This is a genomic window from Saccharothrix sp. (assembly GCF_031180885.1).
GTDB lineage: Bacteria > Actinomycetota > Actinomycetes > Mycobacteriales > Pseudonocardiaceae > Actinosynnema.
In genome coordinates this window covers 334388-357463 of the sequence record NZ_JAPSLK010000002.1, presented here as the reverse complement: position 1 = coordinate 357463, position 23076 = coordinate 334388, and the positions used below count along the sequence as shown (strand labels likewise).

Genomic DNA, 23076 nt, shown 5'->3' with positions numbered 1-23076 from the left:
GTGGTGACCGAGCAGAGCTGGCGGCGGGTCGGGCGGGACGGTGGGCTGCCGTTGTTCCGCGTGGCCGGCATCCCGGTGCTGCTCGCGCCCTCCTGGTGGCTCGGCTCGGCGGCGATCGTCGTGCTGTACGCGCCCATGGTGGAACGGCTGGTGCCCGGGATCGGCGGGACGGCCGGGGTGCTGCTGGCGGCCACCTTCGCGGTCCTGTTGGGCCTTTCCGTGCTGGCCCACGAGCTGGGGCACAGCCTGGTCGCGCTGCGGCTGGGGATACCCGTGCGGCGGCTGCGGTTGTTCCTGCTCGGCGGCGTGTCCGAGGTGATGCGCACACCCGACCGGCCCGGCCACGAAGGGCTGATCGCGGTCGCGGGTCCGATCGTGTCGATCGTGCTCGCGGGGTCGTTCGCGCTCGGCGCGGCGGCGATCCCGCACCCGGACGCGGTGTGGCTGCTGATCGCGCAGACCGCGTTCGCCAACGCCGCCGTCGCGGTGTTCAACCTGCTCCCCGGCCTGCCGCTGGACGGCGGCCGCATCCTGCGCGCGGGCGTGTGGGCGGCCACCGGGCGGCGGGCGCTGGGTACCAAGGCCGCGGTCGCGGGCGGCGGTGTGGTGGCCGTGCTGCTGGTCGGCTGGGCGGTGCTGGGCCTGCTCGACGGCAGCGAGGACCGGTGGCTGCGGTTCGGCGTGTGCCTGCTGACCGCCTGGTTCGTGGTGGCCGGCGCGCGCGGCGAGCTGAGCGCGGAGCGCCGGAAGACCTGGCCGGAAGGCCTCACGTTGAGCCAGCTCATGCAGCCCGTGCTGCAACTCCCGGCCGAAAGCCCCGTGTCGGGCGCGCTCACCGCGTCCGCCGGGCGTGGCGTGGTGCTGGTGCGCGCGGACGGTGTCGCGGCGGGTCTGTTGGACCGGGGCATGGCCGAGCGCCTGGCCACCACCTCCCCGCACGCGCCCGCCGAGCAGGCCGCGGTGCCGATCCGGCCGGAGACCGTGCTGCTGGAGAACGAGACCGGCGACGAGCTGGCCGAACGCGTCATGGGCACCCCCGCCTGGGAGTACCTGGTGGTGGACCTCGAAGGACGGCCCTCGGGCGTGCTGCGCCGCGAGGACCTGAAAGCCGCCCTCGACCGCGGTTAGAGCAGCCCGGCGTCCTGCGCGAGGATCGCGGCCTGGACCCGTGAGCGCAGGTCGAGCTTGGTCAGCACCCGTGACACGTGCGTCTTCACGGTCGTCTCGCCGATGTGCAGCTTTCGCCCGATCTGGTGGTTCGACAGACCCTCGCCGAGGCACCGCAGCACCTCGACTTCCCGCTCGGTCAACGCGTCCAGCGCCGGCGGCCGGGTCTTGGGCGGGGCCGCCGCGAACTCGGCGATCAGCCGCCGGGTCACGCTCGGCGCGAGCACCCCGTCACCCGCCGCGACCTGCCGCACCGCGTCCACCAGCGCCGCCGCCTCGACCGACTTGAGCAGGAACCCGGCCGCACCCGCCCGCAACGCCCCGTGCACGTACTCGTCCAGGTCGAACGTGGTCAGCACCAGCACGTGGCACACCCCGACCAGCCGGCGGGTCGCCTCGATGCCGTCCATGCCGGGCATGCGGATGTCCATCAGCACCACGTCCGGCCGCAGCTCCCGCGCCGTCCGCACGGCAGCAGCCCCGTCCGCCGCCTCGCCGACCACCTCGACGTCCTCGGACCCGTTCAGGATCAGCACCAGGCCCGCGCGGATCGCCGCGTGGTCGTCGGCCACCAGCACCCGGATCACAGCGGCAGCTCCGCCCGCACGACCCACTCGTCCCCGTCCCGACCCGCCGCGAACGTCCCGCCCACCGCGTGCGCGCGTTCCGCCATGCTCACCAAACCCGTCCCCGATCCGTCCCCGGAGGTCCGCACCGCGTTGCGCACCACCAGCACCAACCGCCTGACTTGCCGTTCCACCCGCACCGAGGCGTCCGCCCCGTGCTTCAACGCGTTCGTCAGCGCCTCCTGCAGGATCCGGTAGGCGGCCAGGTCCACCGCCACCGGCAGCCCGTCCACGCCGTCCGCCGCGAGGTCCACCGCCAGCCCGCCCGCGCGCGCCGACTCCACCAGTCGGGACGCGTCCGCCAGCCGCACGGTGACCGGTTCGTCCAGCGGGTCGTCGGCCCGCAGCACGTCGATCATGGTGCGCATCTCGGCCAGCGACTGGAGGCTGTTCTCCCGGACCGACTTGAGCACCGTGCGCACGGTCGCCGAGTCCGCGGGCATGGACAGCACCGCCTCGGACTGGATCGCGATCGCCGACAGGTGCCCGGCGACCACGTCGTGCAGGTCGCGGGCCATCCGGGTGCGCTCGGCGTTCACCGCGGCCCGCCGGTCCAGCTCGGAGATCCGGGCCAGCTGTTGGGCGCTCTCCCGGTGCTGCCGGACGTTGGTAGCCCACCACACCGGCACCACGACCAGCGAGAACATCTGCAAACCCGCGTAGAGCGACTCGCGCCAGTCGGAGCTGAGCACCGCCACGGTCAGCGTCAGGCCCAGTGTCGCCACCGCCACGATGCCGATCAGCGCCCGGTGCAGCCGCCGCGGACCGTCCAGCGACACCACGAACAGCACGTCGATGAACACCATGACCACCGGAATGCCCAAGCCCCGGGTCAGGTCCAGCAGCACCGCGCCGAACGCCAGCGCCAGCCCCAGGCCCGGCAGCGAGCGGCGGAACAGCGTGCCCAAGCAGCCCACGGCCAGGATCGCCAGGCGCATCCACAGCGGGGTCGGCACGTCGTCGCCGCCGAACACCAGGTCGAGCTTCAGCAGGTAGATGACCGTCCCGAGGGCGAAGAACCCGAGCGCGACCAGCACCTCTCGGCGTTTCGGGCGGATCTGCACACCGGAATCACAACACACGTCCGGCGCGAGGTGCGTCCTACGAAGTGATGACCTCCGGTCGATCCGGTCGCCGACGCGGCGGACCTGGTCCGACCAGCACGCTTGGCGTCGTGGTTGATCCGTTGGTGGTGGTGATCGTGGCGTGCGAGGTCGGGCTGTGGGTCGTGCTCGGCCTGGGGTTGTTCGCCCGGTACGTGCTGCGCATGCGCAGGGTGGGTGGCGTGCTGCTGGTGTGCACGCCGCTGGTGGACGTGGTGCTGCTGGTGGCGACCGTCCTCGACCTCCGGGACGGGGGCGAGGCGAAGTCGGTGCACGGGCTCGCGGCGATCTACCTGGGCGTGAGCGTGGCGTTCGGGCACAGCGTGCTGCGGTGGGCAGACCAGCGGTTCGCGCACCGGTTCGCCGGTGGGCCACCGCCGTGGCGACCGCCGAAAAGGGGGCGCGCGAGGGTGCGCCACGAGTGGCGCGAATGGGGCAAGTTCGCTCTCGCGTGGGGGGTCACCGGGGCGGTGATCGGGCTGTTGGTGCTGGTCGTGGGGGACCCCGGGCGCACCCAGGCGCTGTGGGGACAGCTGTGGGGGATGACCGTGGTGGGGCTGATCTGGCTGTTCGGCTGGCCGGTCTACCACTCGGTCACGGAGAAGGGGGAGTAGATGCGCGAGGTCGTGGGGATCGTCCTCGCGGTGCCGCAGGGGTTGGTGCCGCTGGTGCTGATGGCGCTGGACGTGGACGGCAAGAGCTGGTTCCTGGTCCGGTACCTGCCGGAGTGGGCCCAGTTGCCCGCCGCGGTGGTGTTCGTGGTGGTCGGCGGGGTGATCGCGGTGTCGGGGATGCGGGCCGAACGACGAGGCCGCTGAGGTGGCGATGCGGGGCTTCTGCGACCATCGTGCGCTGTTGTTCCGCACTTAAGCAGGAGGTTCGCCGCGGTGAGCACCGCCAGTGGTCCGTTCCAGCCCGGAGACCGGGTGCAGTTGACCGACCCGAAGGGACGGCACTACACGATCGTGCTCGAACCGGGCAAGGAGTACCACACCCACCGCGGCGCGCTGTCGCACGACAAGCTGATCGGGCAGCCGGAGGGGTCCGTGGTGACCTCGGTGGGCGGCACGTCGTTCCTGGCGCTGCGGCCGCTGCTGGCGGACTACGTGCTGTCCATGCCGCGCGGGGCGCAGGTGATCTACCCCAAGGACGCCGCTCAGATCGTCATGTACGGCGACGTCTTCCCGGGTGCGCGGGTGCTGGAGGCCGGGGCCGGGTCGGGCGCGCTGACCTGCTCGTTGCTGCGGGCGGTGGGGGAGAAGGGCAGCGTGACCTCGTACGAGGTGCGCCAGGACCACGCCGACCACGCGGTGCGCAACGTGGAGCAGTTCTTCGGGGAGCGGCCGGGCAACTGGTCGCTGACCGTGGGTGACGTCGCGTCGCACGAGGGTGAGGTGGACCGGGTCGTCCTGGACATGCTCGCGCCGTGGGACGTGCTGCCGGCGGTCTCGCGGGCCTTGATCCCCGGTGGGGTCCTGGTCGTGTACGTGGCGACCACGACGCAGCTGTCGAAGGTGACCGAGGCGATCCGGGAGCAGCAGCACTGGACCGAGCCGCACGCGTGGGAGACGTTGGTGCGGCCGTGGCACGTGGTGGGGCTGGCGGTGCGGCCGGAGCACCGGATGATCGGGCACACGGCGTTCTTGCTGACCACCCGGCGACTGGCGGACGGCGTAACGCCGCCCCGACCGCAGAGGCGGCCTTCGAAGGGCTGACCACCGGCTTGACCAGCGGAAACGGCCCGTGCGCATTCGTGCGCACGGGCCGTTCGCGGTCTTGGTGGGCGTGGCCTCCGGCCCCGGTTCGATCGTCTCACGGGGTACCGACAAAGCCGGGCGAGCGGGGCGGCCGCCGACAAGCCGGGGCGAGCGGGTCAGCCGCCGATGCCTTCGAGGTCCTTGAACATGCCGCAGACCTTCCAGTCGCCGTCTTCCTTGACCAGGTCGATGGTGTAGTCCTTGTCCTTGATGAAGTCCTTGTAGTCGTCCGGCACGCCCGTGTAGGCGACCTTCGCCTTGGCCGTGGCCTTGTCACCGTTCTCGGTCACCTCGCCGAGGGTGTGCGTGGCCTTCATGTTCTTCAGCTCGCTGCTGCCCGGCGTGTCGCCCTCGGACTTCTTGGCCTCCTTGCGGAGGTCGTCGAACTTCGTCACGTCGGCCTTGCAGAGCAGGCCCCGGACCGCGTTGGCGTCGGCGTCCGAGTCGGAGTTCTTGTTCAGCAGCGCGACGTAGGACTCGGCGGTGTCCTTGGGCGAGCTGCCCCCGAGGAGCGTGACCAGCAGGACCGCGACCACGGCGATCACCACGACGCCGACACCGCCGAGGACCCACGGCAAGGGGCTCTTCTTGCGCGGCGCGCCGTAAGGATCACCGAAACCACCCGGTTGGCCGTAACCGGGCTGACCGAACTGGCCGGGCGGCCCGTACGGCTGCGGACCGCCGCCCGGCGCGCCCGGCTGCCCGGGCGGCGGGAAACCTCCCGGGGGCGGCCCCCAGGGCTGCTGCTGCCCACCCTGTGGGAAGCCCGGGGGCTGCTGCCCGAACCCGCCCGGCTGCCCGCCGAACCCCTGCTGCGGACCCGGTTGACCTGGTTGTTGGCCGTATCCACCAGGGTGCTGACCGTACGGTCCCGGCTGCTGAGGGGGGACGGACATCACGTTCTCCTAGAACTTTGCGCTGGTGACGGGCGAGGATGCCCGGAACACGAAAGGTGACTCGAACTAGGACGCACCGTAGCGGGCAGGAGGTTCCGTCAGACACCGGTATGGAGCAGTTCATCCGGCCGAGCGGGCGGAATGTGTGATCACAGGACCGCCGGGAACCCGTCGGGTGGCCGCTTTTGTCGGTGATCGCCGGTACCGTTGTCGTACGAACACGGGAGGAGGGTGCCGACATGCAGCACGGTCATCCCGGCAGCCAGCCCGATGAGGGTGGCGAGCTGAACAAGGGCAACAACTCTGGTGAGCTGACAGCGCAGATCAGGTTCCTGGAGGACGAGATCGCGTTGTTGCGCCGCAAGCTGACCGAATCCCCTCGGCACGTCCGCTTGCTCGAGCAGAGGCTGGCGGAGGCCACGGAGCGCGTCAGCCAACTGACCGAGCGCAATACCAAGCTCATCGACACCCTTCGAGAAGCACGGAGTCAACTGCTCGCCCTGCGCGAGGAAGTGGACCGCCTGGCGCAGCCGCCGAGCGGTTACGGCGTGTTCCTGGCGCGGTTCGAGGACGGCACGGTCGACGTGTTCACCTCCGGCCGGCGCATGCGGGTCTCGGTGTCGCCCGCGGTCGAGACGGCGTCGCTGGTGCTGGGGCAGTCGGTCCGGCTCAACGAGGCGCTGACCGTCGTCGAGGGCGGCGGGTTCGAGCGGACCGGCGAGGTCTGCACGTTGCGCGAGGTGCTGGAGTCCGAGGAGGAGTCCTCCATCGGGCGCGCGCTGGTCGTCGGCCACGCCGACGAGGAGCGCGTGGTGTGGCTCGCGCAGCCGCTGATGGACTCGCCGCTGAAGGCGGGCGACTCGCTGCTGGTCGACTCCAAGGCGGGCTTCGCCTACGAGCGGGTGCCCAAGGCCGAGGTCGAGGACCTGGTGCTGGAGGAGGTGCCCGACGTCAAGTACGAGGACATCGGCGGCCTGTTCCGGCAGATCGAGCAGATCCGCGACGCGGTGGAGCTGCCGTTCCTGCACGCCGACCTGTTCCGCGAGTACAAGCTGCGCCCGCCCAAGGGCGTGCTGCTCTACGGCCCTCCCGGGTGCGGCAAGACGCTCATCGCCAAGGCCGTGGCCAACTCGCTGGCCAAGCAGGTCGCGGCGGCGCGCGGCGACGACCGGCGCGAGGCCAAGAGCTACTTCCTCAACATCAAGGGCCCGGAGCTGCTCAACAAGTTCGTCGGCGAGACCGAGCGGCACATCCGGCTGATCTTCCAGCGGGCGCGCGAGAAGGCGTCCGAGGGCACCCCGGTGATCGTGTTCTTCGACGAGATGGACTCGATCTTCCGCACCCGCGGCTCCGGCGTGTCCTCCGACGTGGAGACCACGATCGTCCCCCAGCTGCTCTCGGAGATCGACGGCGTCGAGGGCCTGGAGAACGTGATCGTGATCGGCGCGTCCAACCGCGAGGACATGATCGACCCGGCGATCCTGCGGCCGGGCCGGCTCGACGTGAAGATCAAGATCGAGCGTCCGGACGCCGAGGGCGCCAAGGACATCTTCAACAAGTACCTCACGCCCGACCTGCCGATCCACGCCGACGACCTGGCGGAGTTCGGCGGCGACCCGGTGGCCTGCATCGACGGCATGGTGCAGCACACCGTCGAGCGGATGTACGAGGAGTCGGAGGAGAACCGGTTCCTGGAGGTGACCTACGCCAACGGCGACAAGGAGGTCCTGTACTTCCGGGATTTCAACTCCGGCGCGATGATCCAGAACATCGTCGACCGGGCCAAGAAGGCGGCCATCAAGTCGCTGCTGGACACCAAGCAGCCGGGTCTGTCGGTGCGGCACCTGCTCGACGCGATCGTGGACGAGTTCGCGGAGAACGAGGACCTGCCCAACACCACCAACCCGGACGACTGGGCCCGGATCTCCGGCAAGAAGGGGGAGCGGATCGTCTACATCCGCACCCTCGTCACCGGCAAGAACCAGGAGTCCGGCCGCGCGATCGACACGGCCACCAACACCGGCCAGTACCTGTAAGGCACTCTCCCGGGAAGCCCGTCCACCTCGCGTGGGCGGGCTTCCCGCACGTCCGCGCCGCGAAGGTCAGGTGCCGCCTGCGGTCACCAGGCCCGACTCGTACGCCGCGATGACCAGTTGCGCCCGGTCGCGGGCCTGGAGCTTGTGCAGCAGCCGCCCGATGTGGGTCTTCACCGTGCCCACCGACAGGTGCAGGGTCTGGGTGATCTCGGTGTTCGACAGGCCCCGCGCGATCAGGGCCAGCACTTCGCGCTCACGGTCGGTGATGCCGTCCAGCCGCACCGGCCGCGCCTCGGGCAGGCGCGCGAACTCGGCGATCAACCGCCTGGTCACGGACGGCGACAGCAAGCCGTCACCCTCGGCGACCACCCTGATCGCGGACAGCAACTCCGCCGGGGGCGTGTCCTTGAGCAGGAACCCGCTGGCCCCGGCCCGCAGCGCCGCGTACACGTACTCGTCCAGGTCGAACGTGGTCAGGATGAGCACCCGCGACTCCGGCGAGGACACCGCGACCTCCCGGGTGGCCGCGATGCCGTCCATGCCCGGCATCCGCACGTCCATCAGCACCACGTGCGGCCGGGTGCGGGTCACCACGGACACCGCCTCCGCGCCGTCGCCGGCCTCGCCGACCACCCGCAGGTCCGGCGCGGAGTCCACGAGCACCCGCAAGCTGCCGCGCAGCAGCGCCTGGTCGTCCACCACCACGACGTCGATCACGCGAACGGCACCTCCGCCCGCACCCGGAACCCGCCCTCGCCGCGCGGCCCCGCCGCGAACGTCCCCCCGTACACCGCCACCCGCTCCCGCATCCCGATCAACCCGTGCCCGCCACCGCCGGCGAGCACCCGTTCCCCCGGCCCGTCGTCGGACACGTCGATCCGCACCGACGACTCGCCGACGGCCACCTCGACCCGGCACCGCGCGGGCGCCGCGTGCTTGACCACGTTGGTCACCGACTCCTGCACGATCCGGTACACGGTCAGCCCCAGCGCGTCGGGCAGCGGACCACCGGACACGTCCAGCTCCACCGGCACCCCCGCGAGCCCCGCCCGTTCGACCAGGCCGGGCAGGTCCGCCAACCCCGGCATGGGCGCGAGTTCGACCGCCGAGTCCTCCGACCGCAGCACGCCCAGCAGCCGCCGCATCTCCACCAGCGTGCCCCGGCTCGTCGTCTCGATGACCGCCAGCGCCTCCCGGGCCAGCTCCGGCCGGGTCTCGGCCACGTGGTTGGCGATGCCCGCCTTCACCGTGATCAGCGACAGGCTGTGCGCGACCACGTCGTGCAGCTCACGCGCGATCCGCAGCCGTTCGTCGGTGACCGCCTTGGCCGCCTGGTCGGCCGCCGCACGCTCGGCGTACGCCCGGCGCACCCGCGTCGAGTGCCCCAACGCCCACGCCCCCACCAGCAGCACCGACACCACGATCGCCAGACCCAGGTCGTCCGGCGACGGCTCGGCGTGGAAGATCGCCCCGATGGCCGGCACCAGCGTGGCGAGCAGCACCGCCACCGACCGGTTGCGCGGCGCGGTCGCGGCGGCCATGTAGAGCGCGAAGGCGGCGGCCGAGTAGGGCTCCCGCGTCATGTGCAGGACCGTGGCGGCGTTCAACGCGGTCCCCACGACCAGCACGACGGTCAGCGGCCACGTCCGGCGCACCGCCAGCGGCAGCCCGACCAGCGCGGCCAGCGCGTAGCCCAGCCAGCGCGGACCGGCGACGTCCGGGACGAACTCGAGGTAGACCAGCGTCACCAGCACGCCCGCCAGCACGTCCAGCAGGTACAGGTAGACCGTGGGCAGCCAGGCGGGCAGACGTGATCGCACGACCAGAAGGTAATCGCGCCCGGCCGGGCCGACATCGGACCACGGTCCGACCTCGATCGAAGACCGCCGTCCGATCCGCGCGAGACGTCCGCCGGCGACGCTTCCCACCGTGATCGAAGTATGCGAACTCACCAAGCGCTACGGCGCCCACCGAGCCGTGGACGGGCTCAGCTTCGAGGTCAAACCCGGCTACGTGGCCGGGTTCCTCGGGCCCAACGGCGCGGGCAAGTCCACGACCATGCGCACCATCCTCGGCCTGGACCGCCCCACCAGCGGAGAAGCCCTGGTCGACGGCAAGCGCTACGCCGACACCCCCAAGCCCCTGCACCACGTGGGCGCGCTGCTGGACGCGAACGCCGTGCACGGCGGCCGCAGCGTCTACAACCACCTGCGCGTGCTGGCCCGCAGCAACGGCATCGGCGTGCGGCGGGTCGTGGCGACCCTGGAGCAGGTCGGGCTCACGGGCGTCGCGGGACGGCGGGTCGGGACGTTGTCGCTGGGCATGAAGCAACGCCTGGGCGTCGCGGCGGCCCTGCTCGGCGACCCGGCGGTGCTGCTGTTCGACGAACCGGTCAACGGCCTGGACCCCGAGGGCATCCGCTGGATCCGCCACCTGATGCGCGGCCTCGCGGCGGAGGGCCGCACGGTGCTGGTGTCCAGCCACCTGATGAGCGAGATGGCGCTGACCGCCGACCGGGTCGTGGTGATCGGGCGCGGCCGGCTCATCCTCGAAGCCTCCATGCAGGAGCTGGCCGAGCGCTTCCAGCGGGACGTCCTGGTCCGCACCGGGCACCCCGACGAACTGGCGGCGGTGGTCGAACGGCTCGGCGCGACCGTCCGGCGCGAGGACGGCGCGCTGCTGGTGCACGGCCTGAGCGCCCACGACATCGGCGAGGCCGCCGCCCACCAGCGCATCCCGGTGCACGAACTCACCCCGCGCAGCGCGTCGCTGGAGGACGCCTACCTGGAGCTGACCGACGACAGCGTGGAGTACCGGACGGTGACCCGATGACCGACGTCCTGGCCTCGGAATTCCTCAAGCTGCGCACCGTCCGCTCGACGTTCTACCTGCTGTTGGCGCTGGTCCTGGCGCTGGCGGCGGGCATCCTCGTGGCGTACCTGATGACCGCCGACTACGACCGCCAGCCGCCCGAGGTGCAGGTCAACTTCGGCGCGGCGGACCCCGGCATGGTGGTGCTGCCGTTCGGGCAGTTCGTGCTGGGCGCGCTGGGCGCGTTCGCGGTGACCACGGAGTACGGCACCGGCATGATCCGGACCGCGCTGACCAGCGTGCCGCGCCGCTGGTCGTTGCTGCTGGCCAAGACCGCCGTCGTGGCAGGGGTGTCGGCGGTCGTGGGCGGGGTGGCGACGCTGCTGGGGTTCTTGTCCGGCGAATGGGTCACGGGGGACCGGCCCAAGCCGATCTCGGCCTACGAGTCGTTCGCCGAAGCGCTGCCGACGCTGCTGGCCAACACCGCGTCGCTGACCATGATGGGCCTGTTCGGGCTGGGACTGGGGTTCCTGCTGCGGTCGACGGCGGGCGTGCTGGTGACGCTGTGCGGGCTGCTGTTCGTGCTGCCCGGCATCACGCTGCTGCTGCCCGCGCCGTGGAACGACCGGCTCTACTCGGTGATGCCGCCGGTCCTGGCCCCGCAGTTGGCGGGGGAGTTGCCGGGCGCGCCGCTGGGGCAGTGGGCGGCCGGGCTGGCGATGCTGGCGTACCTGGCGGTGGCGCTGGGCGGTGGTGCGGCGGTGCTGCTGCGTCGGGACGCTTGACGGCTGCGGAGCGTGGTCGTCAGGGTCGGCCATAGTTAGTAGACTTTCCTGCCTAATCCGCCGCCATGGACCTCAAGAGGGGGAACGCATGGCACGGCTCGGGGACCGTCCTGGCCCTGGCGGCCACGCTCTTGCTGCCCGGCGCACTCGTGGCGCCCCAGGCTTCGGCACTGCCCGCCGGCTCGCCGGCCGCGGTGAACGGGCAGCTCAAGGTGTGCGGCGTGAAGCTGTGCGACCTGCACGGCAAGCCGATCCAACTCAGGGGCACGCGTCGAGCGACTGGGACTTGACGCATTGCGCGTACCACTGGATGCCGTGCGTGCTGCGGGGATCTCGTTCGCGGGGACCGGCAAGCTGAAGCCGGCCGGGGTGTGGGTCCGCGATCGCATCCGCACCGCCGACAACTTCCCGGCCGGCTGACACGCACGTGACCGGCGGCCCGCGCGGGCCGCCGGTTACGGTGTGGGACGTGCCCGACTTCGCGCTCGGCCTCGCCGCCCTCGGACGTCCCGCCTACATCAACCTCGGCCGCGACCACGCCCTACCCGCCGAACGGGACGTCGACGCGATGCGCGCGGCGTGCCACGCGGTGCTCGACGCGGCCTACGCGGCGGGCGTGCGGCGGGTCGACGCGGCCCGCTCCTACGGTCGCGCCGAGGAGTTCCTGGCGCAGTGGCTGGCCGACCGGGGGCACCGGGACGTGCGGGTGTCCAGCAAGTGGGGCTACGAGTACGTCGCCGGGTGGCGGCGGGACGCGGACGTCCACGAGGTCAAGGAGCACTCGCTGGAGCGGTTCACCCGCCAGTGGGCCGAGACGGAGGCGCTGCTGGGCTCGCACGTCGGCCTGTACAAGGTGCACTCGCTGACTGACGACAGCCCGTTGTACGGCAACCCCGAGCTGCTGGCCGCCTTGGGACGGCTGCGCGATTCGGGCGTGCGCCTGGGTTTTTCGACCTCCGGGCCGACGCAGGCGGTCACCGTGCGCCGTGCGCTGGAGCTGGAGGTGGAGGGGCGGCGGCTGTTCGAGGCCGTGCAGTCGACATGGAACGTGCTGGAGTCCTCGGTGGGGCCGGCGCTGGCGTGGGCGCACGAGTCGGGCGCGGAGGTGTTCGTCAAGGAGGGCATGGCCAACGGGCGGCTCGCCGTGGACCCGCCGGCCGCCGTCCGGGAGCTGGCCGCCAAGCACGACGTGGGCCCGGACGCGATCGCCCTGGCCGCCGTGCGCGCCCAGCCGTGGGTGGACGTGGTGCTCTCCGGCGCGGCGAGCGTGGACCAGCTCCACGCCAACCTGCGGGCCGCGGAGGTCGACCTGGACCCGGAGGAGCTGGCGGACCTCGCCGAGCCCGCCGAGCGGTACTGGGCTACTCGGGCGTCGCTGGCCTGGGAGTGAGCCGCACCGCGCCGGAGTCGAGGTCGATCGGGCCGCGCGGGGGCGCGCCGTCCTCCTCGTCGGCGCGCTTCATCAGCTCGGTCTGCCGCTCGTCGAGTTCGATGCGCTTGCTGCCGTGCATGATCTGGGTGAACTCGTCGAACGCGGCCCGCGACACCACCGGGTGACCCCGCTTGCGGCGCACCGACCGCCACACGCGTTCGCCGGTCGCCAGCGCCACCAGCAGCACGGCGAGGCCGGGGATCGACATCGCGAAGATCATGCCCAGCACGAGAACCACCCCAGGAGCAGTGCCCGACCGTCCGGTACCACCGGCCACTCGGGGTCGTCGGCCTTCGCCCGCACGTCCGCGAGGTCCATCCACCCGCCCCACGCCACTTCCTCGGGCTGGAGGGTGAACGGGCCGTCGCTGCGCACCTCGTAAACGTGGGCGATGTAGCGGATGGTTCCGTCCACGAAGGGCGTCTTGAAGCAGAACTCCGGATTCTCGTGGACGCCCAGTTCCTCGGCCAGCTCGCGGACCGCGCACTCGTCGGGCGTCTCGTCCGCCGCGACCACGCCGCCGCACGTCGGGTCGTACAGGCCGGGGTAGACGTCCTTGGTGTCGGTGCGGCGGTGCACGAACAGCCGTTCCCCGTCCAGCGACCGCACGACGATCGCCGCGCAGGCGTGCCACAGGCCCTCTTCGCGCATGCGCTCGCGGGTCGCCGACCCGACCGGTTCACCGTTCTCGTCCACCACCAGCACGCGTTCCACGCCAAGATCCTCCCCAGGTCGTACCGCAGGGTGCTACCCGGGACCGACGCCCGCCGACGCGCACCGTTCATACCTTCAGCGTCACTACTTCGACGTTTGAGGGGGAGTTGTGCCTACATCGCTGCGGCTCGCGGTTGCCGAGTTCCGCGCTCGGCCGGGCCGTGCCGTGTTGCCCGGTATCGCACTGGTCGTAGGTGTCGCGTGTCTGTTGGCGTCTTTGATGCTCAGCGACGCCATGAACCGGGCGGTCAACGACGGTTCGCCGGTGGTGCCGCCCGATGTCGACCTGGTGGTCCGGACGGTGCCCCACGCGGACGCGACGCTCGACCAGGCGGTGGCGGACAAGGTCGCGGCGGTGCCCGGGGTGCGGCAGGTGGTGCCCACCCGCATGGTCGAGACCGACCTGCTCCAGGACGGCCGGGCGAGCGAGCGGCGCACCCGTGCCGACATCGAGGTGGACCGGGACGGGCTGCGCCGGGTGCCGATCCTGGACGGCCGCTCCCCCGCCCGCGACGGCGAGATCGCGATCGACCGGGTGACCGCCTACCAGTGGGGATTGCGGCCGGGCGCGTCGGTGCGGATGGCCGACGCCTCGGGCAAGGCGATCGACGTGGTGGTCCGGGGCATCACCAAGCGCGGCGCGACCGGCGAGGAACCCCGGATCGTGGTCGGCGAGGGCCTGGCGGCTCGGCTCGGTGGCACGCCGGACTTCCTGTCGCTGCACGTCATCGGGGGTGACCGGGCGGCCATCGCGCAGGCCCTGGGCGAGGGCTACCGGGTCGACACGGCGGCCTCGGTGCGCGCCGAACCGCTCAACGACGACCTGGCCGTGGTGTTCCTGCCGTTCAGCATCCTGGCGCTGGCGACCTCGGTGTTCGTGGCGTCGGCGACGTTCCGCGCGGTGTACGCGCAGCGGCAGCGGCACACCGCGTTGCTGCGCTGCCTGGGCGCCCACCGGGGGCCGCTGGTGTGGGCGAACCTGCTGGAAGCGCTGCTGACCGGGGCCGTGGCGGGCTTGGTGGGCGCGGTGCTGGGCGGCACGGTGGCGTGGCTGCTGGCGCGGCTGTTCGACGCCACGGGCCTGTCCGCGCTGCTGGGGGCGGTGGAGTTGAGCCCGCCGCTGCTGCCGACCGCGGGCCGGTTGGTGCTGGGCGTGTCGGTCGCGGCCGTGCTCAGCGCGTTCGCCGCGGTCCGGCCGTCGCTGGCCGCCGCGCGGATCTCGCCGCTGGCCGCGCTGCGCACGTCCGAGGGGCAGACGCCGGACCGGGCCGTGGTGCGTCGGCGTCGGGTGTTCGGCGTGGTCCTGGTCGGGGCGGCGGCGGTGATGGCGGTGCTGGGCGTGCTGGCCCAGGGGTCGATGGCGGCGGTCTTCCTGATTCTGTTCTCCGGCATCGCGGCGGTCGCGGGGCTGTTCGGCGTGCTCGGACCGGTCGTCGTGCCGGGTCTGGGCCGGATCTTCGGATCGGTGGCGAGCCGGTTCGGCGGGGCGCAGTGGAAGCTCGCGGCGGCCGAGGTGCGGCGGGTGCCGCAGCGGTCGGCGTCGGTGGCGATGCCGTTGCTGCTGGCCGCCGCGATGGTCACCTACTTCGCCGTCACGGTCGGCTCCGCGCAGCGGCTGGAGGACGAGTTCAGCAACGAGCCCCGGCCGGACGCGGTCGTCGTGGACTCCGGCGGGCGGACCCTGGACGCGCGTGCCGCGGCGGCGGTGGACCGGCCGGAGGTGGCGGGCAGCGTCGTCCTGCACACCGCTCGCGGGAGCCAGGTGGACGGGGAGGGCGAGCGGTTCCCGACCACGGTCGCGGGGGTCGACCCGGAGCGGATGAAGACGTTCCTGGCCGGTCGGGCCGATGACTTCCGCCCTGGCACGGTGCTGCTGGACGAGTACACCGCGCGGGAACTCGGCGCCGTGAAGGGCCAGCCGGTCACCCTCCACGGCCTGCCCGGCGGCGCGCGCACGGCCACGTTCGTCGGCACCGTGCCCGGCACGCTGATCGGCCACGTCGATGCGGTCATCGCCGACACCACGCTCGCGCCCGCCTCACGCGTCCTGATCAACCTGCGGCCCGGCACCGACCCGGCCGCGTTCCAGAACGCCGTGCGGGCCGGTCTGAAGGACGCGCCGACCGTGCTCGTGCAGACCAAGGCCGAAGCGAATGCACAGAATCAGCGCTACCTCGACCTGGGGATCCTGATGCTGATGGTGCTGCTGGGGCTGTCGGTGGCGGTCGCCGTGACCGGCATCGGCACCGCGCTGACGATCTCGGTGCAGGAGCGGCGCAAGGAGATGGCGCTGCGGCGCGCGCTGGGCGTGACCAAGGGCGGCCTGCAGGGCGGCGTGATGGCCGAGGCGGTGCTGTTGGCGCTGGTCGGAGTGCTCGGCGGCGGTGTCTTCGGGGTGGTGTACGCGGAGCTGACGCTGCTGGCGTTCGGGGTGTTCGCCTGGCCCACCGCCTCGCTGGTCCCGCTGCTGGTGGGCGGTGCTGGCGTGGTCGTGCTGGCCGTGCTCGCGGCGTTCGGACCGGCCCGCGGGGCGGCGCGCATCCGGCCCGCGGCGGGTCTGGCCGCAGGGTGAATCGCGACGCGGGCACACACGGAATGTCGGTGGCACGTCGTAGGCTGCGGGGTATGCGGCGGATCATGGGAACCGAAGTCGAGTACGGCATCGCGGTGCCGGGTGACGCGACCGCCAACCCGGTCCTCACCTCGACACAGGTGGTGCTGGCCTACGCGGCGGCCGCCGACATACCGCGGGCCCGCCGGGCGCGTTGGGACTACGAGGTGGAGTCGCCGCTGCGCGACGCGCGCGGTTTCGACCTCGGCGCGCCCGGCGGCCACCCCGGCGACAGCGACGTGGAGGACCTCGGGGCCGCCAACGTCATCCTCACCAACGGCGCGCGGCTCTACGTCGACCACGCCCACCCGGAGTACTCCGCGCCCGAGGTCACCAACGCGCGCGACGCGGTGATCTGGGACAAGGCGGGGGAGCGGGTCATGGAGGAGGCGGCCATGCGCGCCGCCACCGTCCCCGGCCAGCCGCGGCTCCAGCTGTACAAGAACAACGTGGACGGCAAGGGCGCCAGCTACGGCACCCACGAGAACTACCTGATGCAGCGCAGCACCCCGTTCACCGCGGTGATCGCGGGGCTCACGCCGTTCTTCGTGTCCCGCCAGGTCGTGGTGGGCTCCGGGCGGGTCGGCATCGGCCCGTCCGGCGAGGAGGCGGGCTTCCAGCTGTCCCAGCGCTCGGACTACATCGAGGTCGAGGTCGGCCTGGAGACCACGCTCAAGCGCGGCATCATCAACACCCGCGACGAGCCGCACGCCGACGCGGACAAGTACCGGCGGCTGCACGTCATCATCGGCGACGCGAACCTGGCCGAGTACTCCACCTACCTCAAGGTCGGCACCACCGCGCTGGTGCTGGACATGATCGAGGCCGGCCGCCGGTTCGACGACCTGCGCCTGCAGGACCCGGTGCGGGCCGTGCACCAGATCAGCCACGACCCCACGCTGAAGACACGGGTGGAGCTGGCCGGCGGGCGCAAGTTCACCGGTTTGGACCTCCAGTACGCCTACTTCGAGCGCGCCTCGGAGTTCGTGGAGAAGGAGGGCACCGGCGACCGCGACGTGCTGCGGGTGTGGGGTGAGGTGCTCGACGCGCTGGCCCGCGACCCCGCCGAGTGCGCCGACCGGCTCGACTGGCCCGCCAAGCTGCGCCTGCTGGAGGGCTACCGGGCGCGTGACGGCCTGGCCTGGGGCTCGCCCCGGCTGCACCTGGTGGACCTGCAGTACTCCGACGTCCGGCTGGACAAGGGCCTGTACAACCGGCTGGTCGCGCGCGGCTCGATGAAACGCCTGGTCAGCGAGGAGGAGGTGCGCGCGGCCGTGCTCGCGCCGCCGGAGGACACCCGCGCGTACTTCCGCGGCCGGTGCCTGGAGCGCTACCCCACCTCGGTGGCGGCCGCGTCCTGGGATTCGGTGATCTTCGACCTAGGGCGCGAATCACTCGTCCGGATCCCCACCCTGGAACCCCTGCGAGGCACAAAAGCGCACGTCGGAGCGTTGTTGGAGGCTTCGGACACGGCCGAGCAGCTCGTGGAGGCGCTCACTCGCGGTTGATCGACAAACCCGAGTGGCAGGCACCAAATGTCAGACCTGGTGGGTAATGTTGACCGCAAGGACCGCTGAAACGGGGAGGTCGACATGGCCCAGGAACAGGTCCAGAAGCAGGGCGGCGGCGACGGTGACGACGGCGCCGACGGCGCGGCGGCGGCCGGCCAGGAACGCCGCGAGAAGCTCGGCGAGGACGTGGACGCCATCCTCGACGAGATCGACGACGTGCTGGAGGAGAACGCCGAGGACTTCGTCCGCGCGTACGTGCAAAAGGGCGGCGAGTAGCAGCCAACTGCGGATCTAGGAGAAAAACGCACCTATGGACCACAGCTCGACCGGGCACTACCCGGCCGCGTCGCTGCCCCCGGCCTACCTCCGGCCGGGGTCGTCGTCGTTCACCGACTTCCTGCGCGCCCAAGCCCCCGAACTGCTGCCGTCCGCGCGGCACTACCCCGAGGGCTCGGTCGTGCAGGCGCCGCACGGCACCACGATCGTGGCGCTGACGTTCAAGGGCGGCGTGGTGATCGCGGGCGACCGGCGCGCCACGATGGGCAACGTGATCGCCCAGCGCGACATGAAGAAGGTCTTCGTCACCGACGACTACTCGGCGGTGGGCATCGCGGGCACGGCGGGCATCGCGGTCGAGATCGTCCGGCTGTTCGCGGTCGAGCTGCGGCACTACGAGAAGATCGAGGGCGTCTCGCTGTCGCTGGACGGCAAGGCCAACCGGCTGTCCGCGATGATCAAGGGCAACCTCGACGCGGCGCTGGCGGGCCTGGCGGTCGTGCCGCTGTTCGCGGGCTTCGACACCGACGCGGCCGACCCGGACCGCGCCGGCCGGATCGTGTCCTACGACGTGACCGGCGGCCGGTACGAGGAGACGCAGGGCTACGCGGCGGTGGGCTCGGGCTCGGTGTTCGCCAAGTCGGCGTTGAAGAAGCTCTACGACCCGGACGCCGACGCGGAAGCGGCCGTGCGCACCGCGGTCGAGTCGCTCTACGACGCGGCCGACGACGACTCGGGCACCGGCGGGCCGGACGTGATCCGGAAGATCTACCCGGTGGTCGTGACGATCACGGGTGCCGACGGCGCCGTGCAGCTCTCCGAGGCGGAGACGGCCACCCACGCCGAGGCAGTCGTCGAGGGCCGCCGCTCCAGCCCCACCGGCTGAGCAACTCCTCTCCCCATCCGCCGATCTCGTAGGAGCCGCAGCAGTGACCCTGCCGTTGTACGCCTCACCCGAGCAGATCCTCCGGGACCGCTCGGAGTACGCCCGGAAAGGCATCGCCCGTGGCCGCAGCGTGGTCGTGCTGCGCTACGCCGACGGCGTCCTGTTCGTGGCGGAGAACCCGTCGTCGACCCTCCACAAGGTCTCGGAGATCTACGACCGCATCGGTTTCGCGGCCGTGGGCCGGTACAGCGAGTTCGAGAACCTGCGCCAGGCGGGCATCCGCTTCGCCGACATCCGCGGCTACCAGAACGACCCGCGCGACGTGACCGGCAGGTCGCTGGCGAACGTGTACGCGCAGACGCTCGGCTCGGTGTTCAGCGAGCAGATCAAGCCGCTGGAGGTGGAGATCTGCGTGGCCGAGGTCGGGACGGACCCTGACGAGGACACCCTCTACCGGCTCACTTACGACGGGTCGATCGTGGAGGAGCCGCAGTACGTCGTGATGGGCGGGCAGGCCGAGGCGACGGCCAACGCCCTGAAGGACGCGTACGCGGAGAACCTGCCGCTGGCGGAGGCCGTGCAGGTCGCGGTGAAGGCGCTGAGCACGGGCAGCACCAGCACCGGCAACGGCAAGCCCGAACTGCTGGACCAGCCGAAGCTGGAGGTGGCCGTCCTCGAACGCAACCGCCCCCGCCGCGCCTTCCGCCGCATCAAGGGCGCCGCCCTGACACCTCTGCTCCCGTCCGACGCCCCGGCCGCGCCGGCCAAGGGCGGGGGCAAGAAGAAACCGGTGACCGAGGTGCAACTGCCGCCGAACGGCGACGAGAAGTAGAGGTTCAGCCCTCCGCACAACCCGGCGACGGCCCCCGCTCACTTCGGGGGCCGTCGCCGTTGCGTGGGGTGGCGGTTCGGCTGGCGGAGGTTTCACTCGAAGGAGTGAGTGTTCTGTAACAGCGTTTCGGTGGGCTCGCGCGTCGCAAGGTACGAGGTGCGCGGCGCGGCGGAGGCATCGGAGATCGGCCGGACCGGGGGGAGGTCAGGCGGCTGCGACGGGTGCGAGCGCTGGGGCCGGCCAGCGGCTGAGGACTGGTGGCGGCTGCGGCGGGCGTGGAGGCACGGCAGACGCGCGGCGTGGTTGGGCGTGGCGCGGTTGGGGCGTGGCTGGCGCGCGGCGTGGTTGGGCGTGGCGCGGTTGGGGCGTGGCTGGCGCGTGGCGTGGTTGGGCGCGGCGTGGCTGGCGCGTGGCGTGGTTGGGCGCGGCGCGGTTGGGGCGTGGCAGGCGTGCGGTGAGGTGGCGGGAACGCGGGGCGACGCGGGTGGTGCCGTGGCGGGGCGGGCGGCGGCGTGGCGGGGCGTGGGTGGCGCTGGTGAGTGTGGCGTGGAAACGGGACGGGAGGTCCGGCGCCGCAGCCGGACCTCCCGTATGTGGGTCGTTTGTCAGGCGGTGGCCTGGGACAGGAGTTTGCCGGTGCGTTCCCGTACCGACGGCGTGTCCAGGCCCCTGACCACGACCGTGGTCCGGCGGCGGAGGACGTCGTCGACCTCGGTGGCCCACTCGTAGCGCTGTGCGTGCGCCACCTGGGCCCAGATGTCCGGGCCGTCCGGGTGGACGCGGTCCAGGAGGGTGGGGTCCTCCAGGGCCAGGGCCAGGACCTCGTGGCTGACCGTGCCGTAGTGGGTGGCCAGGTGCTTGACCACGTCGTCCGGGAGGGTGGGGAGTTCGCGCTCCAACACCGCACCCACGCGGTCGGGGAGGGCGGCGCCGGGGAGGGCCGACGGGACGCCGTCGAAGGCGTGGGACAGGTCGCGGCCCAGGGCCTCGCCCACGCGGGCCAGGACCGAACCGCCGATGCGGCGGAACGTGGTCCACTTGCCGCCCGCCACGCTGATCATGCCGCCCCGGCCGGCGGTGATCACCGTTTCGCGTTTGGCGTGGCTGGTGTCGCCCGCACCACCGGGGAGCACCCGCAGGCCGGCGAAGGTGTACGCCAGCTTCGAGCGGTCCAGGGCATCGGACGTGATGCCGGTCGAGGCCTCGTTCAGGATCTGGGTGATGTCCTTCTCGGAGCACGACACGTCGGCCGGGTCGCCCTCGTACGCCTCGTCGGTGGTGCCCAGGAGGAGTTGGCCTTCCCAGGGGATCGCGAACGACACGCGCACGTCGTCCACCGGGATGGTCATCGCCGCCCGCCACGGGCTGTCCGTCTTCAGCACCAGGTGCGCGCCCTTGGACAGGCGGATGCTGGGCGCGGCCGACGGGTCCTCCATGCGGCGCAGCTTGTCCAGCCACGGGCCGGTGGCGTTGACGACGACCGTGGCGTCCACGCCGAAGGACGAGCCGTCGAGGCGGTCGCGGAGTTCTACGCCGGAGACCAGGGAGCCGCGTTTGCGGAGGCCCACCACCTCGACGTGGTTCAGCAGAACCGCACCGGCCTCGGCTGCCGCGCGGGCGGCGGTGATGGCGACGCGGCTGTCGTTCATCTGGTGGTCGTAGTACAGGGCCGCGCCGCGCAGACCGGCAGTCCGGATCTGGGGGATGTACTCCTGGGCACGCCTTGCCGACAGGACCTTGCCCATGCCGTCGCCGAAGCCGGACAGGGCCGAGTACAACATGACACCCGCGCCCAGGACGGGCCGCGAGTGCGGCCCGCCCCGGTACACCGGCACCAGGAACGGCAGCGGCCGGACCAGGTGCGGCGCGAGCCGGTCGCCCAGAGCCCTGCGCTCGGCGTGGTTCTCGCGCACCATCGGCACCGCGCTCGGCCCCATCGCCAGGTAGCGCAACCCGCCGTGCACGAGCTTGGACGAGGCGCTGGAGGTGGCGCCGGCGAAGTCACCCGCCTCCACCAGCGCCACCCGCAGGCCCGACCGGGCCGCCGCCCACGTCGTGGCGATGCCCAGGGCACCACCACCGATCACGACCAGGTCGAAGGCGCCGTGTCCCAGCGCCTCGCGTGCCCTGGCCCGTTGCTCACTCATCGTTGTCGTCCTCGTCAATCCAGCCGACGGTCCGCTCGACCGCCTTCTTCCACTTGCGGTATCCCTTGTCCCTGGTCTTCGCGTCCATGCTCGGCAGCCACTCGGCGGCCTTGTGCCAGTTCTCCCGCAGCGACTCGGTGTCCGACCAGTAGCCGACCGCCAGACCCGCCGCGTAAGCGGCGCCCAGGCAGGTGGTCTCGGCGATGATCGGGCGCACCACGGGCACGTCCAGGACGTCGGCCAGGAAACCCATCAGCAGGTTGTTGGCGGTCATGCCGCCATCGACCTTCAGCGTCGTCAGCTCCACGCCGGAGTCGGCGTTCATCGCGTCCACGACCTCGCGGGTCTGCCACGCGGTGGCCTCCAGCACGGCGCGCGCGATGTGGCCCTTGTCGATGTACCCGGTCAGACCGGCGATGACGCCGCGCGCGTCGGACCGCCAGTGCGGCGCGAACAGGCCGGAGAACGCGGGCACGAAGTACGCGCCGCCGTTGTCCTCGACCGACCGGGCCAGCGTCTCGATCTCGGGGGCGCTGGAGATCAGGCCCATCTTGTCGCGGAACCACTGCACCAGCGCGCCGGTCACCGCGATCGCGCCCTCCAGCGCGTAGGACGCGGGCTGGTCGCCGATCTTGTAGCCGACCGTGGTGAGCAGGCCGTTCTGCGACAGGATCGGCTTGTCACCGGTGTTGACCAGCAGGAAGCTGCCGGTGCCGTAGGTGCACTTGCCCTCGCCGGGCGAGTAGCAGGTCTGACCGAACAGCGCCGCCTGCTGGTCGCCCAGCGCCGACGCGACCGGGACGCCCTCCAGGGTGCCGGTCGCGTGGCCGTAGACCTCGGCGGAGGAGCGGATCTCGGGCAGCATCGCGCGCGGCACGCCGATCGCGTCGACCAGCTCGTCGTCCCAGTCGAGCGTTTCGAGGTTCATCAGCATGGTGCGGCTGGCGTTGGTGACGTCGGTGACGTGCCGGCCGGTGAGCTTCCAGATCAGCCAGGTGTCGATGGTGCCGAACAGCACCTCGCCCTTCTCGGCGCGCTCACGCAGGCCCTCGACGTGGTCGAGCAGCCAGCGGACCTTCGGGCCGGAGAAGTAGGTGGCCAGCGGCAGGCCGCACTTGTCGCGGAACTGGTTCTGCTCGCCGAGTTCCTTGACCAGCTGGTCGGTGCGGGTGTCCTGCCAGACGATCGCGTTGTGCACCGGCACGCCGGTCGCCTTGTCCCACACGACGGTGGTCTCGCGCTGGTTGGTGATGCCGACCGCGGCGAGGTCGTGGACGGTCAGCGAGGCCTTCTGGAGCGCGCCGTGGACCACGTCGAGCACGTTGGCCCAGATCTCCTCGGCGTCGTGCTCGACCCAGCCGGGCTTGGGGAAGATCTGCCGGTGCTCCTTCTGCGCCACGGAGACGATGCCGCCGCCGTGGTCGAAGACGATGCAGCGGGAGGACGTGGTGCCCTGGTCGATTGCGGCGATGTAAGTGCTCAACGG

23 protein-coding genes are annotated in these 23076 nt (G+C 71.8%); 14 read left to right on the top strand and 9 right to left on the bottom strand.

Translation table 11 applies throughout. The features are described 5' to 3' along the window. Positions 1–1128: a site-2 protease family protein gene (locus tag RIN75_RS05760; protein ID WP_309110715.1), complete on the top strand. Its 1128-nt coding sequence runs from the start codon at positions 1–3 to the stop codon at positions 1126–1128. Here the strand turns inward: RIN75_RS05760 and RIN75_RS05755 are convergent. Together RIN75_RS05755 and RIN75_RS05750 are read right to left on the bottom strand one after the other, a co-directional pair. Beyond that, a complete protein-coding gene (locus RIN75_RS05755) occupies positions 1125–1754 on the bottom strand; it encodes a response regulator transcription factor (protein WP_309110714.1) in 630 nt (209 codons plus the stop codon). The genes RIN75_RS05760 and RIN75_RS05755 overlap by 4 nt on opposite strands. After that, positions 1751–2857: a histidine kinase gene (locus tag RIN75_RS05750; RefSeq protein ID WP_309110713.1), complete on the bottom strand. Its 1107-nt coding sequence runs from the start codon at positions 2855–2857 to the stop codon at positions 1751–1753. Before RIN75_RS05750 ends, RIN75_RS05755 begins: the two co-directional genes overlap by 4 nt. 110 nt (positions 2858–2967) lie before the next feature. On the opposite strand from RIN75_RS05750, the gene RIN75_RS05745 reads away from it, so the two are divergent. From RIN75_RS05745 to RIN75_RS05735, 3 genes are all read left to right on the top strand, one after another. Continuing rightward, positions 2968–3510 (top strand): hypothetical protein, encoded by a 543-nt coding sequence (locus tag RIN75_RS05745; protein ID WP_309110712.1) that lies wholly within the window; start codon positions 2968–2970, stop codon positions 3508–3510. Beyond that, on the top strand, positions 3511–3714 hold the full coding sequence (locus tag RIN75_RS05740; RefSeq protein WP_309110711.1) for a hypothetical protein: 204 nt from the start codon (positions 3511–3513) through the stop codon (positions 3712–3714). It abuts the gene before it with no gap. Positions 3715–3783: 69 nt separating this feature from the next. Next, positions 3784–4611: a tRNA (adenine-N1)-methyltransferase gene (locus tag RIN75_RS05735; protein WP_309110710.1), complete on the top strand. Its 828-nt coding sequence runs from the start codon at positions 3784–3786 to the stop codon at positions 4609–4611. 158 nt (positions 4612–4769) lie between these two features. Here the strand turns inward: RIN75_RS05735 and RIN75_RS05730 are convergent, their stop codons facing one another. Continuing rightward, complete coding sequence (locus RIN75_RS05730; RefSeq protein WP_309110709.1) at positions 4770–5549, bottom strand: hypothetical protein; 780 nt, start codon at positions 5547–5549, stop codon at positions 4770–4772. A gap of 239 nt (positions 5550–5788) precedes the next feature. Here RIN75_RS05730 and arc point away from each other — a divergent pair, with 239 nt between their 5' ends. After that, positions 5789–7585, top strand: a complete 1797-nt coding sequence (gene arc / locus RIN75_RS05725; RefSeq protein WP_309110708.1) for a proteasome ATPase — start codon at positions 5789–5791, stop codon at positions 7583–7585. Between the two features lie 66 nt (positions 7586–7651). Here arc and RIN75_RS05720 read toward each other — a convergent pair whose 3' ends face one another. Together RIN75_RS05720 and RIN75_RS05715 are read right to left on the bottom strand one after the other, a co-directional pair. Beyond that, a complete protein-coding gene (locus tag RIN75_RS05720; RefSeq protein WP_309110707.1) occupies positions 7652–8302 on the bottom strand; it encodes a response regulator transcription factor in 651 nt (216 codons plus the stop codon). Further along, complete coding sequence (locus RIN75_RS05715) at positions 8299–9405, bottom strand: histidine kinase (protein ID WP_309110706.1); 1107 nt, start codon at positions 9403–9405, stop codon at positions 8299–8301. The genes RIN75_RS05720 and RIN75_RS05715 overlap by 4 nt, the downstream gene beginning before the upstream one ends. A gap of 109 nt (positions 9406–9514) precedes the next feature. On the opposite strand from RIN75_RS05715, the gene RIN75_RS05710 reads away from it, so the two are divergent. The 4 genes from RIN75_RS05710 (at position 9515) to RIN75_RS05695 (ending at position 12571) form a co-directional block, all read left to right on the top strand. Continuing rightward, positions 9515–10417 carry an ATP-binding cassette domain-containing protein gene (locus tag RIN75_RS05710; RefSeq protein WP_309110705.1) on the top strand — a complete coding sequence of 301 codons (903 nt, stop codon included), beginning with the start codon at positions 9515–9517 and terminating at the stop codon, positions 10415–10417. After that, entirely contained in the window at positions 10414–11181 is a 768-nt protein-coding gene (locus tag RIN75_RS05705) for an ABC transporter permease (RefSeq protein WP_309110704.1), read from the top strand. The genes RIN75_RS05710 and RIN75_RS05705 overlap by 4 nt, the downstream gene beginning before the upstream one ends. A gap of 65 nt (positions 11182–11246) precedes the next feature. After that, on the top strand, positions 11247–11471 hold the full coding sequence (locus RIN75_RS05700; protein ID WP_309110703.1) for a hypothetical protein: 225 nt from the start codon (positions 11247–11249) through the stop codon (positions 11469–11471). Between the two features lie 179 nt (positions 11472–11650). After that, positions 11651–12571, top strand: coding sequence for an aldo/keto reductase (locus RIN75_RS05695; RefSeq protein WP_309110702.1), 921 nt, complete (start codon positions 11651–11653; stop codon positions 12569–12571). Here the strand turns inward: RIN75_RS05695 and RIN75_RS05690 are convergent. Then, the gene (locus tag RIN75_RS05690) at positions 12543–12833 is read right to left on the bottom strand and encodes a DUF6191 domain-containing protein (protein WP_309110826.1); all 291 of its coding nucleotides are present in this window, start codon (positions 12831–12833) and stop codon (positions 12543–12545) included. The two genes, RIN75_RS05695 and RIN75_RS05690, sit on opposite strands and share 29 nt — an antisense overlap. Then, the gene (locus RIN75_RS05685; RefSeq protein ID WP_309110701.1) at positions 12830–13327 is read right to left on the bottom strand and encodes an NUDIX domain-containing protein; all 498 of its coding nucleotides are present in this window, start codon (positions 13325–13327) and stop codon (positions 12830–12832) included. The genes RIN75_RS05690 and RIN75_RS05685 overlap by 4 nt, the downstream gene beginning before the upstream one ends. Positions 13328–13535: 208 nt before the next feature. Here RIN75_RS05685 and RIN75_RS05680 point away from each other — a divergent pair, with 208 nt between their 5' ends. From RIN75_RS05680 to prcA, 5 genes are all read left to right on the top strand, one after another. Next, a complete protein-coding gene (locus RIN75_RS05680) occupies positions 13536–15899 on the top strand; it encodes an FtsX-like permease family protein (RefSeq protein ID WP_309110700.1) in 2364 nt (787 codons plus the stop codon). 53 nt (positions 15900–15952) lie between these two features. Next, complete coding sequence (dop, locus tag RIN75_RS05675) at positions 15953–17446, top strand: depupylase/deamidase Dop (RefSeq protein WP_309110699.1); 1494 nt, start codon at positions 15953–15955, stop codon at positions 17444–17446. Between the two features lie 84 nt (positions 17447–17530). Continuing rightward, the gene (locus RIN75_RS05670; RefSeq protein WP_121219177.1) at positions 17531–17725 is read left to right on the top strand and encodes a ubiquitin-like protein Pup; all 195 of its coding nucleotides are present in this window, start codon (positions 17531–17533) and stop codon (positions 17723–17725) included. 34 nt (positions 17726–17759) lie between these two features. Further along, positions 17760–18611 (top strand): proteasome subunit beta, encoded by an 852-nt coding sequence (gene prcB, locus RIN75_RS05665; RefSeq protein WP_309110698.1) that lies wholly within the window; start codon positions 17760–17762, stop codon positions 18609–18611. A 43-nt stretch (positions 18612–18654) separates the two neighbouring features. Next, positions 18655–19443, top strand: a complete 789-nt coding sequence (prcA, locus tag RIN75_RS05660; protein ID WP_309110697.1) for a proteasome subunit alpha — start codon at positions 18655–18657, stop codon at positions 19441–19443. Positions 19444–20048: 605 nt separating this feature from the next. On the opposite strand, the gene RIN75_RS05655 is transcribed toward prcA, so the two are convergent. Further along, a complete protein-coding gene (locus RIN75_RS05655; RefSeq protein WP_309110696.1) occupies positions 20049–21590 on the bottom strand; it encodes a glycerol-3-phosphate dehydrogenase/oxidase in 1542 nt (513 codons plus the stop codon). Further along, a complete protein-coding gene (gene glpK, locus RIN75_RS05650; protein ID WP_309110695.1) occupies positions 21583–23073 on the bottom strand; it encodes a glycerol kinase GlpK in 1491 nt (496 codons plus the stop codon). The genes RIN75_RS05655 and glpK overlap by 8 nt, the downstream gene beginning before the upstream one ends. Between the last annotated feature and the right edge of the window lie 3 nt (positions 23074–23076).